The following is a 15,601-nucleotide window of genomic DNA, read 5'->3' on the forward strand; positions in this document are numbered from 1 at the left end:
GAGCCTCACCGTCGAATGTCCACCGTGAATCTCGTGTCACGCAAACTTCTTTCATCTGGCGTATCAACAGGAGCCGAGAACGATCCGGGTTTGCTGTCCTGAGTCGGGGAGCGAGAGACGGGGAGAGGCTCATGGGCAGGATCGAGAAGTCCGCGACTACCCAGCGGGCCGAGTCGGTCGTCAACCGAACTCTCGCCATTGGCGGGATCGCCCTGGTCGCGTTGGTGGCGATCGCGCTGGTCGGCGGGGAGGCAGCGGCGACGGCTGCCGTTGCCACCGTCGGAACGATCGTCGCCGGTCTCGTCAGGCTGACCAGGAGTTACCTCCGCCGCCCAGACCGTTGAGTGCGGAACTCGAAGCCCTCCGTGATCGATGCCTGACAGAAGGCTAGCTAGCCTAGCGGTGCGTGCTCGTGAGGTGCGACTTCCTTGGCTGGAGCTCCGTCAGGTGTTGCGTAGCGGGGTGCTGTGCGTCAGTCACGGCCAGGACGTGGGGGGTGGGCCAAATGCGCGACGACCGGCCCGCACAGCCAGAGTGGCGAGGGCAGCGTTGGCGCCACCACCAATCACAGCGCCGATTCCGAACGGTGCCACTCGACCGAGAACGATGATTCCCTGCTTGGTCCCGTACTTCGTGATGAAGTGTCTTCCCAAGATCTTGTTGATCTGGCGCAACGTCTCGGCAGGCACCTTGGCGACAACCTGGCGTCCCCAGTGTTGCCCCGTACGCTGGGCGACCTTGGCAATGGTGGCGGTACCGGACCCGCCGAGCATGATTCCCATCACGATCGTTCGGCGGCGCTCGATCTCGTCGATGGGGACCCCGTGGACTTCGGCGATCGAGAGCGCGAAGAGGGCGCTCAGCTCAAGAGATGAGAGAGCCTCGCCGGCCGACAGTGCCAGTGCGACGCCCGTGCCGACGCCGGGCGCGGCTGCAGCTCCTCCAACTGCAGCACCCGTCCCGGCCAAGGCGCTGACGTACATCCGCTCCAGATTGCGGATTACCTCTGCTGGTGTCGCCTCCGGGTTCCGCTGGCGGGCCCGGGCGATGTTCTTGCGCACCAGAGGGCTCTGGATGGCGATTGCCTTATCCAGGAGGTCGAGGACGCGCTGCCCACGTACGGCTGCTTCTGGAACCGGTCCGTCGAGGGCACCTGTTGCCATGCCTTGAACTCCTTAGGTCGCCACGTGCAATTGAGTCTCCCATTCGACCAGCCGAGCGGGCCATGCGCCAGATCGCCGAACGGTGGACACCGTACTGGCGAGTTGGTTGATGAGGCACCTGCGGCGTCGGCGTTCGAACAGCGTCCACCTGGGCCGCAGTTCAACCAGGCCGCTCTGTGGCACGCGGTCACCGCCAGACCTGAAGTCACGTCCACAAGTACAGAGGGGGCGCGACCACTTTTACCATGCCGCTCGCGGCAGTCTGGGTGTCCGCGGCGGCCCCGTGGACAAGGTCCGGCGCCCGTTGCCGAGGCCGAGCCCTGCCGAGCCGAAGGCACCTGCGCGTCGGCGTACGGCGAAGCAGTGAGCAAGGAAATGGCTCGGCCGAGTCATCGCGTGCGCCGATTCAAGGCTGGCCGTCGAGGGTGGCTGCTCAGCCTGCGGCCGCTGCGGAGTATCGGTCCACCTGCTTGCCGAGCAGGTCAGCCACCACGTCGGCGTCGGTACTCATGACGCCCGCCGTGCCAGTGGACACGAGAGTCGGTCCGACGAGGGCAAAGCCCTGAAGTGCAGTGGCGCCCTGCACGTCGATGCGTACGCCGAGGCTTCTCTCACCGAACTCCGGAAGGTTCATCAGGGCGTAGGTGACCTTCTGCCCGCCCAACCTGTCCTTGCGGCAGGTCTCCAGGGTCTTCGCCATCTTGTCGAAGGATGCCCTGGCCTGTGCGGGGCTCGCGTACTGCCGCAGAGTGACCGAGATTAGTTGGGCGCTCAATCCGCCGCCCTTCTGGTACGACTTCGAGACTTTGATCTTGGCGGTGTGCGGCTGTCGGTAGTTGCAGAACGTTTTGTCGGTCTCTGAACTGTCGGACTCGTCCTCGCTGTAACCACTCGGCATGGCCTTGAGCGGCAGCAGGGCCTTCGTGAGGTTGGCCTTGTCGAGGATCTTGTAAGTAGGAGCGGCCGGCGAGGGCACCGGGGCGGGCGCTGTGCTCGGTGCTGTGCCTGTCGCAGCGGAGGGCTGGGTCTGTGGTGCATCAGTGCCGCAGGCGCTGAGGGCGAGGAGACCTGTGAGGACAGCAGCGGTCGACGTGACCGTCAGTTTGCGGGGCATCTATTTCCTTGCCTGGTGTGTCGACAAGTAGAAACTGTCCGGCGAAGCTGAGAAGGGTGCCGGGCTCGGACGCCTTCACCGTACGGCCAACCACCGACAACGTGGAGAGCGCCCCGCAGATCCTGACCGAGTGGGCCAGAGCGAAGTGTGAACTCGGCCAGGCTGCCCGGCACGGTTGTCGTACCCATCCGCTTTCCTTGACCGCAAACCGTTAGAGGCGTCGTCTGTCATCCGGGTGACCCCGACGCCCGGCAGGAGGAGTCGTGATGAGAGTGGATTGTGCGGTTGCCGACGCCGAGCGGCTGGCGACTTTCGCGCAGGAGGTGCTGGGACCTCCGACCACCTGGCAACCGCTGCCTCCGGGCTATCCCGACGGCCTGGCGCTCGCTGTCATCGACGCCATCTGGTCCATGGGCGTTCGGTACAAGGCGGTCGAGAACGTCGTCAACTGCTACCGCAGCTCCCGGCGCGAGGCGGGTGGCGATCCGAACCGGGACGGCGTCCGCGAGCTGCTCCAGCACTACGAGCAGGTTGGTGGGCCTGAGCAGTTCGCGGAGCGCGTGAAGAATCGGCAGAGGGCAGGGCTCGGGCATCTCCTGGCGGTACCTGCTCATGCTGGCCGGCCTGCCCGGTGTGAAGCCGGACCGGATGATCCGCCGGTTCGTCGCCCGGGCGCTCGATCAGGGGGACGTCGCGCCGGACGCCGCCGTCTGCCTCGTGGAGAAGGCCGCCGAACTCCTCAACGTGTCGTCGACGGCCCTGGATCACGAAATCTGGCGACACCAGCGCGGAAGGGGCCCGTCGTCGTCCTGATGTCGCTGAATGATGCCGAAAGAGGCATCGCGACCCGCGACCAGCGGATAACGCGGGGAAGGGGCGATCGGTACGGTATGCAGCATGTCTTCGCCCACCCATGCGCCGCTGCTCCGGGAGTTCATCGACATCCCGGAGCGCACGAGCGTGAGCGACTTCGTGCTCAGGCTCTCCGACAGTGTCGCCGACGCCGACGCCACCCTCCGCGACTACGTCGTCACGGATCGGTTGCTCGCGAACTTCGACGAGGCGCTCGGGCTGATCCGCTCCGCGGTCGAGGGCCACGCCTCCAAGGCCGCCTACCTACACGGCTCCTTCGGCTCCGGTAAGTCGCACTTCATGGCGGTGCTGCACGCGCTGCTGCGGGGCGAGCCGGCGGCCCGGGGCCGGGACGAGCTGGCGCCGCTGGTCGCGAAGCACAGCGTCTGGCTGGACGGCCGCAAGTTCCTGCTCATCCCCTACCACCTGCTCGACGCCCGCTCCCTGGAGCAGCGGGTCCTCGGCGGCTACGTCGACCGGGTGCGGGCCCTGCACCCCGACGCGCCGATCCCGGCGGTGCACCGCACCGACGCGCTGTTGGAGCAGGCCGTCGCGTTGCGCGAGAAGATCGGCGACGCCCAGTTCATCGCCGGCCTGCCCGGCGGCGACGTCGAGGACGAGTGGGGCGAGAGCGAGGCGTTCTGGACGCCGGAGCGGCTGGACACGGCGTTCGCCGGCGCGTACTCCGACGAGCTGCGCCGCAAGCTGGTCAACGATCTGCTGACCAGCTGGAACGTCGGCTTCTTCAGCAACGCGCGGGAGGACGCCGAAGCCTTCATCTCGCTCGACCGGGGCCTCACCGAGATCAGCCGGCACGCCAAGGAGCTCGGCTACCACGGCCTGATCCTCTTCCTCGACGAGCTGATCCTCTGGCTGGCCAACTCCATCGGTGACCAGCAGTTCGTCTCGCGCGAGATCCAGAAGATCACCAACTTCGTCGAGGGCGGCGACACCCGCCGGCCCATCCCGGTCGTCAGCTTCATCGCCCGCCAGCGCGACCTGCGCGAACTCGTGGGCGAGGAGGTCGTCGGCGCGAACGAGCTGAGCTACCAGGACACCCTCAACCTGGCCAGTGGCCGGTTCGACGTGATCAAGCTGGAGGACCGCAACCTCCCCGAGATCGCCCGCCGCCGCCTGCTCAAGCCCCTCACCACCGAGGCCGGCGAGGCGATCTCCCGGGCCTTCGACGCCACCACCAAGGTACGCCGGGAGGTGTTCGACACCCTGCTCGGCACGGACTCGGGCAGCGGCGCCGACATCGACGCGTTCCGGTCGACGTACCCGTTCAGCCCGGCCTTCATCTCGACCCTGGTGCACGTCTCCAGTGCACTGCAGCGATCCCGCACCGCGCTCAAGCTCATGCGGCAGCTCCTCGTCGACCGGCGGGAGACGCTGCGCCTGGGCCAGCTCGTCCCGCTCGGCGACCTCTACGACGTGATCAGCGGCGGCGGCGACCAGCCCTTCACCGAGAAGCTCAAGGCCGAGTTCGAGATGGCCCAGAAGCTGTACGACACGAAGCTTCGTCCCCACCTGCTCGGCCAGTACGGCCTCACCGAGGACGACCTGGACGCGGCCCGGCGGGGAGAAGCGCTGCCCGCCGAGGCGGTCGGCCGGGTCCGGGCCTTCACCGGCGACGACCGACTGGTGAAGACCTTGCTGCTCGCTGCCCTGGCGCCCAGCGTGCCCGCGCTGCGGAACCTCACCGCCCGCCGCCTCTCCGCGCTCAACCACGGCAGCATCACCAGCCCGATCCCGGGTGGCGAGGTGGCGCAGGTGGCGCGGAAGCTCGCCGACTGGGCGGGCCAGTTCGCCGAGATCCGTATCGGGGAGGGCGACGACCCGGTGGTGTCGCTGGAGCTGGTCGGCGTCGACGTCGACAGCGTCCTCGCCACCGCCAAGCACTACGACAACGAGGGCGCCCGCAAGCACATCGTCCAGCAACTGCTCTGGCGGCAGCTCGGCGTGCCGTGGACGGACTCGTTCTTCAGCGAGGCCGGGCTGACCTGGCGCGGCAGCCGGCGGGTCATCGAACTGGTCTACGGCAACGTCCGCGACCCCAACGACATCCGCGACGAGGCGTTCCACCCGAACGACCCGGACGGCTGGCGGCTGATCGTCGACTACCCGTTCGACGACGGCAGTCACGGGCCGGCCGACGACCGGCAGCGGGTGCAGGACCTGCTGAGCCGGACCAGCGACCGTACGGTCTGCTGGATCCCGGCCGCACTGACCGTCGAGCGCCGCAACGAGCTGGGCAAGCTCGTCATCATCGACAAGCTGCTCGAGGGGCAGCGCTTCGACAGCCACGCCGAGCACCTCAACCCGGACGACCGGCGGCGCGCGCACGCCGCGCTCACCAACCAGCGCAGCGCACTGCTGGCCAAGATGCAGGGCGTGCTGCGCCAGGCGTACGGGCTGGCCGCGAAGCAGCCGACCGACGTGCAGCTCGGCTTCGACGACCACCTGCAGTCGCTCACCCGGGCGCTGGAGCCGAAGCTCCCGATGGGCGCGACGTTCAACGACGCGCTACGCAGCATCGGCGATCAGATGCTCACCCAGCAGTACCCGGCCCACCCCGACTTCGACCCGGACCGCAAGGGCGACCCGGTGCGCCTCCAGGACGTCAAGGTCGTGCTCGACCATGTCCGGCGTGCCGTCGAGTCGCCCGAGGGGCGCGTCGAGGTGGACCGGGCGCACCGGCAGACCATGCGTCGGATCGCCAACCCGCTGCGGCTCGGCACGATGCACGAGGCGGCGTTCGTCATCGAGGGGGAGTGGGTCCAGCACTTCCAGCAGAAGGCGGCCAGCGAGGGCATCACCGGCGAGCTGCGGGTGGCCGACCTGCTGCGCTGGATCGACGAGCCGAAGCCGCGCGGCCTCGACCCGGTCGTCGCGCAACTCGTCGTGGCGGCCTTCGCCGAGCAGACCGACCGGGCGTTCTACCTGCACGGCAGCCAGCTTGCGCAGGCGCCGGAGCTGGGCAAGCTGACCACCGAGCACACCCTGCGTGAAGAGAGCCTGCCCAGCGAGGACGACTGGGAGCGGGCCCGGGCGAGGGCCGCGGCGATCTTCGGCTTCCAGCCGCTCGCTCTGCGTCGCGGTCGCCTGGTCGCACTGTTCGGTCGAGACCTTGCCACCGCAGCGTCCCGCCATCGGGAGGCCGCGCACAGCCTGACGGGCCGGCTCGAGCAGCACGAGGCATGGCTGGGGCTCGACCGGGAGAACGGTCGGCTCGCCACCGCTCGGGCCGCTGCCGACCTGCTCGAAGCCCTGGCCACCGGGCGCTCGGCTAAGGAGACGGTGGAACGGCTGGCGCGGGCAGAGGTTGCCGGGCCTGCCGATCGGACCGGCAAGAGCATCAGCAGTGCCTCCCAGGTCTCCGAAGCACTCGCCGCGGCGCCCTGGGACACCTTCGAGATCGTCGCAGGACTGCCCGAACCCTACGCGGCCGAGGCCGTGGCCATCCTTGCCGAGCTTCGTCGGGTTGCCCAGGCGGACGAGCTGACGGCCCCACTCGCTCCGGCTCTGCGCCGCGCGCAGAGCGACGCCACCGCGTTGCTCCGTCGCGCGACCAGCAAACCCCAGATCGGCTATCCGCCGCAGAGCGACGACGACAAGCGCGGAATTGTTGTTACTCCCCGGATCGACGACGAGGTCCGCAATGTGCCGGAGAGCAGTGGCGGCCGGCCGCTCGGCCGGGTCTCGGTCCGCGCTGATGAGCTTGAGAAGGCGGTGGAGCAGTTGCGAGCCTTCGCCAGGGATCATGGTGGAGCCACCATCGAGGTGAGCTGGAGAATCCTGCCGTGACTCAGGCGCCCACGCTCACTCAGGCGCTGCGGATCAGCCCGGCGGCATTGGCGCAGAGGGTGGCGCAGCAGCTCGACCGGTACCGCAACGGCGACGCGTACCCGGTCATGGTGGTCACCGCGGAGCCGGCCTGGCCGCACGACCCGGTGCTCCCGTTGCCCGGCGGCCGGCAGGCCCGGGTCGTGCCGTGCGTGTCGCCGCTCGCGGTCTGGGAGCACCTCGTCGCCGAGCGTGGCGAGGAGGTGCTGGTGCTGCTCACCGACATCCCCGAGGCCGCCCTCGGCCACGGGGTGCGCAGCCGGATCTTCCGGCAGCGGGCGATCACCGTCGAGCCGTGGGACCTGGTCGTCGACGCGTTCGGTGCCCAGGTGCCGGACACGGCTCTCGAGAGCGAGCGGTGGGCGGGCCAGGCCCTGCTCGACGCGATGCCGCCCGGCGGCTGGCCCCGCCTCACGACCAGGGTGCTGACCCGGGACGTCGCCCTGCGCCACCTGGCCGCCGTACGGCTCGGCTTGGACCGGCGGGGCTACGGTCCCGACGATCTCGACGTCACCGCCCTGCTGCGGTGGAGTGTCGAGCCCGCTGGGGTCGAGGCGTTTGACCTGCTCCGGCAGGAGGAGCGGGACGGCCTTGCGCGCTGGCTGGTCGAGCAGTTCGGCCGGCCGGCTCGTGCGCTGTTCGCCCTCGTCGAAGCCGGGCGGGGTGCCGACGCGCTGCCGCTGGGTCTGGTGTGCGACGCGCTCTGGACCACCGATACCCCGGACGCCGTGCGGGCGCAGGGGCGCGTCGACCAGTACTTCGGCAAGCTCGACGACGATGCCGCCGTACGCGGGCTGGCCGGCGCGGCCGTGCAGGTGGTCGGCGCGATGCTGACCGACCGGGACGCGGACGTCCGGCGGCAGGGGCACGCCGTCCTGGACCGCGCCGAGCAGCTGCTGATCCTGTTCAACGCGACCGGCAGCGCTGGTCACAGCCCCATCCTGCGTACAGGCTTCAGCCGGCGGATCGGCGACGCGGCGCGAGCGCTCCTCGCCGGTCTGACGAATCCCGCCGATCCGAACCTGGACACGGCGGTCGACGGCCTCGCCGGACACCGGTTGGCCGGGGCCGAGGCGGAGCGGGTACGCCGGGTCCGGATGGCCCGGCGTCTCGTCCGGTGGCTCGGCAGCGCGGTCGAGCCACCCGCGAGCGTCGCCGACGGGGTGCAGCGCCAGATCGCCGAGTGGGGCTGGGTCGACCTGGCGTTGAACCACGTCTGGGCCGGCGAGGACGTCCACCCCGAGCTGCAGCACGCCTTCCGGGAGGTCCACAACCGGGCGCAGCAGCGGCGCCGGGACCTCGACGGCGCCTTCGCCAACCGGCTCGCCGCCTGGGCCACGGCCGGGCCGGGCAACGACGGTGATCTCCTCACGGTCGAGAACCTGCTCCCTCGGGTCATCGACCCGCTGCTCCGCGCGCACCGGCCGGTCCTGCTGGTCGTGCTCGACGGGATGAGCACCGCCGTCGCCGTCGAACTGGCTGACGAGTTGTCCCAGCACTGGGTCGAGTACGACCCGTTGGCCGGCGAGGGGATCGGCCACCGCCGAGGGATCGTGGCGGCCCTGCCCACGCTGACGGCGGTTTCCCGGACCTCGCTCTTCGCCGGTGCGCTGCGGGGCGGCACCCAGGCCACCGAACAGCAGATGTTCAAGCAGGGGCGATGGGGCGATGACGCCCGGATCTTCCACAAGGGACCGGCCCGCGGCGGGGCCGGTGAAGTGCTCGCTGGCGACCTCACCGAAGCGCTGGCCAGCGCCGCGCACCTGGTCGCCGTCGTGATCAACACGGTGGACGACTCGCTGGCCCACGGCCGGGAAGGCGACGAGGCCGGCTGGCAGCTCGGCGACCTCGGTTTCCTGCGCAGCCTGCTGGATCTCGCCCGGTCCTCCGGCCGGGCGGTCGTCATCACCAGCGACCACGGTCACGTGCTCGAGCGCGGCGGCGAGCACGTCAAGGCCGCCGATGCCGCCTCTGCCCGGCACCGCACCGGCCCGGGGCCCGCCGGCCCCGGCGAAATCGAGCTGAGCGGCCCCCGGGTCGTGGCCGAGGGGCAGCGGATCATCGCGCTCTGGGATCCCCTGCGGCGCTACCGTCCCACCAAGGCCGGCTACCACGGCGGGGCTTCGTTGGCCGAGGTGACCATCCCGCTGCTGGCCTACCTGCTGCCCAACGTCGCCGAGGTTCCCGACGGCTGGGCGCCGGTGGAGGGACGCCGGCCGCAGTGGTGGGAGGCGTCGACGCCCGCCGCCAAGACCGCACCTGCCCCGGCCCCGGCCGGGAAACCGCGCCGGAAGGCGCCGGCCGTCGCGGGGGAGGCGGCGCTGTTCGACGTAGCGGAGATGACGCCGGCTGCCGGCGCGGCACCGGCGGCTCGCGGTGGCGATCTCGTGACCGCGCTGCTCGACACCGAACTCTTCAAGGCGCAGCACGGCCTGACCCCGCGCAAGGTCGAACTCGGAAAGATCGAAGCGGCGATGCGGGCGCTCGTCGAGGCGAAGGGGGTGGTGCCGGCCGCCGTGCTGGCGCAGCGGGCCGGGGAACTGCCGGCCCGAGCGGTTGGCTTCGTCAACATCCTGCAGCGGATCCTCAATGTCGACAACTACCCCGTGCTGGCGCTGATCGACGACGGCCGCACCGTCCGGCTCGACGTCGCGTTGCTGCGGGCCCAGTTCGGCCTGCCGGAAGGGGCCGCGTGAACCGCGTCAGCCCGGCCCGGCGGCGCGAGGTCATCGACGCCCTGCGGCGCGGCGCCGTGCCCTCGGCCGGCCTGGACCTCTTCGCCGTCGGGCTGGACCGGTTCGTGGCGGCGGTGGGGGAGGACCTGGAAACGATCTCAGCCGGCGGCTCGGTGTTCAAGGCGATCCGTGGCGAGTACGGGTCCGGCAAGACGTTCTTCACCCGCTGGGTCGCCGAGCGGGCCAAGCGGACCAACCTCGCCACCGCCGAGGTGCAGATCTCCGAGAACGAGACGCCGCTGCACAAGCTGGAGACCGTCTACCGGCGGCTGACCGAACGCCTGACCACCGCCACGTTCCCGCCGAGCGCGTTGCGGTCCGTCGTCGACGGCTGGTTCTACGCCCTCGAAGAGGACGTGCTCGCAGCGGGGGAACTGCCACCCGACGACGCGGAGGCGCTGGACCGGGCCGTGGGCGTACTGCTCGACCAGCGGCTCGCCGAGGTCAGCCGCAGCGCACCCGCCTTCGCCGCCGCGCTTCGCGGCTACCGGACCGCGAGCCTCGGCGGTGACCCGGCGACGGCGGAGGCCGTGCTCGCCTGGCTCGGCGGTCAGCCGCACGTCGCCGCGTCAGCCCGCCGGGTCGCCGGCGTACGGGGCGATCTCGACCATTTCGCGGCGCTCAGCTTCCTGCAGGGGCTCCTCGCCGTGCTGCGCGACAGCGGTCATCCCGGCCTGCTGCTGGTGCTCGACGAGGTGGAGACGCTGCAGCGGGTCCGCTCCGACGCCCGGGACAAGGCGCTCAACGCCCTGCGTCAGCTCATCGACGAAGTGCACTCCGGCCGGTTTCCCGGCCTCTACCTCGTCATCACGGGTACCCCGGCCTTCTATGACGGGCCGCAGGGTGTCCAGCGGCTCGCCCCGCTCGCCCAGCGGCTGGCAGTCGACTTCGGCACGGATTCCCGCTTCGACAACCCGAGGGCGGTCCAGATCCGCCTCTCCGGGTTCACCCTCGACTCACTGGTCGAACTCGGCGGCCGGGTGCGGGACCTGTACGCGGACGGCTCCGCGGCACCCGAGCGGGTGCGCGCCCTGGTGGACGACGCCTACCTGGGGGAGTTGGCCCGGGCCGTCGCTGGCGGGCTGGGGGGCAAGGTGGGCGTGGCGCCCCGCCTGTTCCTCAAGAAGCTGGTCGGGGACGTGCTCGACCGGGTCGACCAGTTCGCCGACTTCGACCCGAGACGGCACTACGCGCTGACCCTGTCGACCACCGAGATGAGCGACGTGGAACGCAACGCGACCAGGGCTGACGACATCTCCCTGGACGTGTAGGAGAGCCGAATGATGGCGGGCGGCGAGCTGCTGCACCCGGTCGTCCTGCACCACGTGGTGAACTCGCTGCAGTGGCCGGGGCTGCGGCCCCTGCAGGAGGCGGCGGTGCGGCCCCTCCTGGACGGGGAAGACGCCTTGCTCCTCGCCCCCACCGCGGGCGGCAAGACGGAGGCGGCCATGTTTCCGCTGCTGTCCCGGATGGCGCAGGAGAACTGGGCCGGCACGTCCCTGCTCTACGTCTGCCCGCTCAAGGCCCTGCTGAACAATCTCCTGCCCCGACTGGAGACCTACACCGGCTGGTTGGGGCGGCGCGCTGCCCTCTGGCACGGCGACGTGACCATGGGCCGGCGGCGGAAGATCCTCCGCGAGCGGCCGGATGTCCTGCTGACCACCCCCGAGTCCCTCGAGTCGATGCTGGTCAGCGGCGCCGTCGACCACGAGGAGTTCTTCCGCGGCCTGCGGGCCGTGGTGGTGGACGAGGTCCACGCGTTCGCCGGGGACGATCGGGGCTGGCATCTTCTGGCCGTACTGGAGCGGCTCAGCCGGGTCACCGGCCAGCCGGTCCAGCGAGTGGGGCTGTCCGCGACGGTCGGCAATCCCGATGCCCTGCTGACCTGGTTGCAGGGATCCGGCCGCGACCGACGGCCGGCACGGGTCGTCGCGCCCGAGGTCGCACCCGCCACAGCTGGCTCCGGCGCCCGACCGGCCGGCGAGGTCGAGCTGGACTACGTCGGCTCGGTGCACAACGCGGCGAAGGTGATCGCCGCCCTGCACCGGGGCGAGAAGCGGCTCGTGTTCTGCGAGTCCCGGGCGCTGGTCGAGGAACTCGGCCAACGCCTGCGGGCGCTCGACGTCACGACGTTCCTGTCGCACGCCTCGCTCTCCGTCGACGAACGGCGCCGCGCGGAGGAGGCGTTCGCGCAGGAACGCGACTGCGTCATCGTCGCCACCAGCACCCTCGAACTCGGCATCGACGTCGGCGACCTCGACCGGGTGATCCAGCTGGACGCGCCGCGCAGCGTCGCGGCCTTCCTCCAGCGGATCGGTCGGACCGGGCGCCGCCCCGGCAGCAGCCGGAACTGCCTCTTCCTCGCGCTGGGCGGCGACGGGCTGTTGCAGGCGGCCGGGCTGCTCCACCTCTGGAGTCAGGGGTGGGTCGAGGAGGTGGTGCCCCCGCCAGAGCCACGGCACATCGTCGCCCAGCAGGTGCTCGCGCTCTCGCTGCAACAGCATCGGGTCGGCGATCAGCTCTGGCAGGACGGGTGGAACGGTCTGCCGCCCTTCGACAAGACCGCCGACGTCATCGTCCGCCACCTCGTCGACCAGGGCTACCTCGACTCTGACTCCGGCATGCTCTTCATCGGCCCGGAGGCGGAGGCACGCTTCGGGCGCCGGCACTTCATGGACATGCTCGCCGTGTTCACCGCGCCGCCCCAGTTCACCGTCCTGTCGGGCCGTACCGAGATCGGCCGTACCGATCCGGCGCTGCTCACCGCGAAGGTGCAGGGGCCGCGACTGCTGCTGCTCGGCGGACGCAGCTGGCGGGTCACCTACATCGACTGGAAGCGCCACCGCTGCTTCGTCGAGCCGGCGGAGAGCGGCGGGAAGGCGCTCTGGATGACCGGCGGGGTTCCGCAGGGGCGGTCGTACCGGATGGTCCGCGCCATGCGGGACGTGCTGCTCGGCGCCGACCCGCCGGTCGCGCTGACCGGCCGTGCCGCCAACCGGCTGGCCGGCCTGCGCGAGGAGTTCACGTCGTCGGTGCACCCCGGGGGCACTCTCGTGGTCCGGGACCGTGACGGCGAGGTCCGGTGGTGGACCTGGGCCGGCTTCCGCGCGAACGCCACGCTCATCTCCACCCTCAGCGAGCTGGCCGATCCGACCCAGCGGTACGACGACGCCTCGATCCGGCTGCGGCCCGACCTGAGCCGCGAGATGCTGCGTGAGGCGCTCTCCGATGCCGCCGGACGGATCTGCCTGCCCGACGTCAACGACCGGGCACTGGACGGCCTCAAGTTCAGCGCCGCCCTGCCGCACCGACTCGCCGTCGCCACCCTGGCCGCCCGGCTGGCCGACGTGCCCGCGGCCGAGGCGGTGCTCACCGAGGCCGCAAGGATCGCCTACCTGGCCTAGGTGTTCTGACCGGGGAGACGTACGAGGCCAACGCTCACCTGCGGTGCGACCTGATCTTGCGAGTTCGGCCCGGGCGTCTGACTGGTTGACTCCGACCACACTGCGTCGAGGGAAGGCCGGGGACATCGGCGATCGCAGCGATGGTCGGGAAGGCAGGGATGGCTACGCGACCGGACTCAATGTTCCGGAGAGTCTCCGGCGAGACACCTGCGTTCAGCGCGGTGCCGAGCATCGAACGTCCCTGGCTCGACGGAGGAGGGCCCAACGCTGCCCTGGCCCCCGACACCGGCTCATCGTCGCTCGTCTCGGTCGACGACGGGTGGCCGATCAACGAGGTCGCGGCCTGCTTTCAGGCTTCCTGGCCCACGGTGAAACGGTGATGCGGATCCGGCGCCGCGCGAAGACGTGCGTTCCACCTGGTCTCCCCGGCCCGGGCAGCCACCGTCGGACTGGTCGCCGCGGAGACCTGCAGCAGGCCGCCGAGTACGTCCTGCCGTCACACCGGCGAATCATGCTCGCCCTCGCCGGCGCCTTCGGTGATCCGACAGAAAATATGATCGAACGACAAAGTTGTGCGCACCGCCGATTCGGTGGAGTGGCCCTCGGACGAAAAGGCGGTGGCACAGGAACAAAAACGGGTGGCGATGCATGCCGGGGTCATCAATATCCGCTGCGGGGCAGGCGATCTGGGCCCGCTCGGTATCAGATCGGGTCCTTCTGCTGCGGGTCGATCAGCACCTTGGTGTGCTTGCTACGGCCCGAATCGAGTTCCTCGAGAATGTCCCGCAACGATGACAGACCGAACGTGCCGGTGTGCAGCGGCGCCACGTCGATCCGACCGGCGGCGATCGCCTGCATGGCGCCGACGAAGTCCTCGTGGTGGTAGGCGAGGGACCCGATCACCGTCAGCTCGCGGCTCTGCCAGTCGCCGTAGCTGACGCTCGAGTTCTCCAGCGGATAGCCGAGCAACGCGAGCGTCCCGCCCCGGCGTACCAGCTCCGCCGACGGCTGCAACAGCGATGGCACGCCGGTGCACTCGTAGACCACGTCGGCGCCCAGGCCGCGCGTGAGCCCGTCCAGCACGGTGCGGAGCTCGGCAGGCTCGACCACGTCAGTGAAGCCCAGCTTGGTGGCCAGGGCGCGACGGGCCGGTGAGGGCTCCGAGATGATCATCGGGCCGGCTCCGGCGTTACGCGCGTTCTGGGCGGTGAGCAGCCCGATCGGGCCGCCGCCCTGGACCACGGTGGTCGCGCCGTACTCCGCCGCCACCCGCCGCACCGCGTGGAAGGTGACCGCGGTGGGCTCCACCAGCGCCGCCTCCACGTCCGAGAGGACCTCGGGGACCGGGATCACCCGCCGCGCCGAGACCTGCACCCGCGTGGCGAAGGCGCCGTGGGCGGGTGCGTCGGCGTCGACCCCGTTGGCCTCGGCGAACACGGTGTCGCAGTTGCGGGTGTGCCCGGCGACGCACTGGGGGCAGTGGCCGCACGCCGGCCCCACGCCACCCACCACCCGCTGGCCGACCTGCAGCCCTTCCACACCAGCGCCGACGGCCGAGATGGAGCCGGTCCACTCGTGCCCGAAGACCGCCGGCGGCAGCATGTGCCCGTCGGTGTATCCATGGACATCCGTGCCGCAGATCCCGGTATAGGTGATGTCGACCGTCACATGGCCCGGCCCCGGCTCGGTGACGGCGACCTCGCCCTCGCGGAGTTCGCGTGGACCGGCGACGGCAAGATAACGGTCGACAGGCATGCGGATCCTTCCTCGGTGCCTGCCCACAGTCTTCCACTCGACAGAGCGTCTCTCGCCGGGTTCGCGAAGCGCGGCTGGGGCAACCACCTGACGTCCCCGGCCCATCGCCGATCACCAACCGTTCACCGGGGATTGCGGCCCGGTTTCCGCAGAGGGGCTGTACGGCGGAGAGGATCACCGCCAGACTGGGCGCGATCGGAAACGAAGCCGATCGATGTGTTCGCTCCAGGACAGGGAGGATCCCTTGACCACGCTCGCGACCCCGCGTCCCGCCACCCGCGTACGCCGCATGCTCGGCGCGTTCGCCCTGCTCACGGCCATGGTCGCCACCGTGCTCGTCGGCCCGTCGGCGGTCTCGACCAAGCTCGCCGAGCCGGCTCACGCCGCCGTCTACAACTCGTGCACGATGAGCCGCTGCGCGGACGCGCGCACCGCCCGCTCCGGCTGGGCCGCCAAGGGCTTCCCGACCAGCCGGGGCTGGTACGGCTGGAGCGGCGGGCTGTACAACTTCGCCGGCGGCCAGTTCTACAACCGCGAGGGACAGCTCCCCGCCAACGCCACCTACTACGAGTACGACGTCTACCCGCGCGCCTACGGCGCCGCCCGCGACGCGTACCGGATCGTGGTGAACAAGAGCACCGGGACGACCTGGTTCTCGCCCGACCACTACGGGAACTCGCGGGCGTGCCGGGTCCAGCCGCTCAACCGGCCACCGCCTGGTAGCGGCGGACG

The 15,601-nt window shown here is 70.5% G+C and carries 11 protein-coding genes; 7 read left to right on the plus strand and 4 right to left on the minus strand.

Translation table 11 applies throughout. The features are described 5' to 3' along the window. The first annotated feature begins 131 nt into the window (after window positions 1-131). Complete coding sequence (locus ABZ570_RS23550) at window positions 132-344, plus strand: hypothetical protein (RefSeq protein WP_358067426.1); 213 nt, start codon at window positions 132-134, stop codon at window positions 342-344. A 132-nt stretch (window positions 345-476) separates the two neighbouring features. Here ABZ570_RS23550 and ABZ570_RS23555 read toward each other — a convergent pair whose 3' ends face one another. Continuing rightward, complete coding sequence (locus tag ABZ570_RS23555) at window positions 477-1,163, minus strand: hypothetical protein (protein WP_358067428.1); 687 nt, start codon at window positions 1,161-1,163, stop codon at window positions 477-479. A gap of 433 nt (window positions 1,164-1,596) precedes the next feature. Beyond that, on the minus strand, window positions 1,597-2,277 hold the full coding sequence (locus tag ABZ570_RS23560) for a hypothetical protein (protein ID WP_358067431.1): 681 nt from the start codon (window positions 2,275-2,277) through the stop codon (window positions 1,597-1,599). Window positions 2,278-2,889: 612 nt separating this feature from the next. On the opposite strand from ABZ570_RS23560, the gene ABZ570_RS23565 reads away from it, so the two are divergent. The 5 genes from ABZ570_RS23565 to ABZ570_RS23585 all read left to right on the plus strand — a co-directional run bounded on the left by ABZ570_RS23565 (window position 2,890) and on the right by ABZ570_RS23585 (window position 13,114). Further along, window positions 2,890-3,090 (plus strand): hypothetical protein, encoded by a 201-nt coding sequence (locus ABZ570_RS23565; protein ID WP_358067434.1) that lies wholly within the window; start codon window positions 2,890-2,892, stop codon window positions 3,088-3,090. Window positions 3,091-3,174: 84 nt separating this feature from the next. After that, on the plus strand, window positions 3,175-6,936 hold the full coding sequence (locus tag ABZ570_RS23570) for a hypothetical protein (RefSeq protein ID WP_358067437.1): 3,762 nt from the start codon (window positions 3,175-3,177) through the stop codon (window positions 6,934-6,936). Beyond that, complete coding sequence (gene pglZ / locus ABZ570_RS23575; RefSeq protein WP_358067440.1) at window positions 6,933-9,671, plus strand: BREX-2 system phosphatase PglZ; 2,739 nt, start codon at window positions 6,933-6,935, stop codon at window positions 9,669-9,671. The genes ABZ570_RS23570 and pglZ overlap by 4 nt, the downstream gene beginning before the upstream one ends. After that, on the plus strand, window positions 9,668-10,981 hold the full coding sequence (brxD, locus tag ABZ570_RS23580) for a BREX system ATP-binding protein BrxD (protein ID WP_358067443.1): 1,314 nt from the start codon (window positions 9,668-9,670) through the stop codon (window positions 10,979-10,981). Before pglZ ends, brxD begins: the two co-directional genes overlap by 4 nt. A gap of 9 nt (window positions 10,982-10,990) precedes the next feature. Then, window positions 10,991-13,114, plus strand: a complete 2,124-nt coding sequence (locus tag ABZ570_RS23585) for a DEAD/DEAH box helicase (protein WP_358067446.1) — start codon at window positions 10,991-10,993, stop codon at window positions 13,112-13,114. A gap of 34 nt (window positions 13,115-13,148) precedes the next feature. On the opposite strand, the gene ABZ570_RS23590 is transcribed toward ABZ570_RS23585, so the two are convergent. Together ABZ570_RS23590 and ABZ570_RS23595 are read right to left on the minus strand one after the other, a co-directional pair. After that, window positions 13,149-13,346 (minus strand): helix-turn-helix transcriptional regulator, encoded by a 198-nt coding sequence (locus tag ABZ570_RS23590; protein ID WP_358067449.1) that lies wholly within the window; start codon window positions 13,344-13,346, stop codon window positions 13,149-13,151. A 470-nt stretch (window positions 13,347-13,816) separates the two neighbouring features. Beyond that, complete coding sequence (locus ABZ570_RS23595; RefSeq protein WP_358067452.1) at window positions 13,817-14,869, minus strand: zinc-binding dehydrogenase; 1,053 nt, start codon at window positions 14,867-14,869, stop codon at window positions 13,817-13,819. Window positions 14,870-15,113: 244 nt separating this feature from the next. On the opposite strand from ABZ570_RS23595, the gene ABZ570_RS23600 reads away from it, so the two are divergent. Further along, window positions 15,114-15,601 (plus strand): ribonuclease domain-containing protein (locus tag ABZ570_RS23600; RefSeq protein ID WP_358067455.1); only part of this gene is annotated, 488 nt, incomplete at its 3' end.

This window comes from Micromonospora sp. NPDC007271, assembly GCF_040634005.1.
GTDB lineage: Bacteria > Actinomycetota > Actinomycetes > Mycobacteriales > Micromonosporaceae > Micromonospora.

Coding starts and splice junctions, on each gene's coding strand:
- ABZ570_RS23550 (WP_358067426.1), top strand. CDS start 132: ATGGGCAGGATCGAGAAGTCCGCGACTACCCAGCGGGCCGAGTCGGTC.
- ABZ570_RS23560 (WP_358067431.1), bottom strand. CDS start 2,277: ATGCCCCGCAAACTGACGGTCACGTCGACCGCTGCTGTCCTCACAGGT.
- ABZ570_RS23585 (WP_358067446.1), top strand. CDS start 10,991: ATGATGGCGGGCGGCGAGCTGCTGCACCCGGTCGTCCTGCACCACGTG.
- ABZ570_RS23565 (WP_358067434.1), top strand. CDS start 2,890: ATGCTGGCCGGCCTGCCCGGTGTGAAGCCGGACCGGATGATCCGCCGG.
- ABZ570_RS23595 (WP_358067452.1), bottom strand. CDS start 14,869: ATGCCTGTCGACCGTTATCTTGCCGTCGCCGGTCCACGCGAACTCCGC.
- ABZ570_RS23555 (WP_358067428.1), bottom strand. CDS start 1,163: ATGGCAACAGGTGCCCTCGACGGACCGGTTCCAGAAGCAGCCGTACGT.
- ABZ570_RS23570 (WP_358067437.1), top strand. CDS start 3,175: ATGTCTTCGCCCACCCATGCGCCGCTGCTCCGGGAGTTCATCGACATC.
- ABZ570_RS23590 (WP_358067449.1), bottom strand. CDS start 13,346: ATGCTCGGCACCGCGCTGAACGCAGGTGTCTCGCCGGAGACTCTCCGG.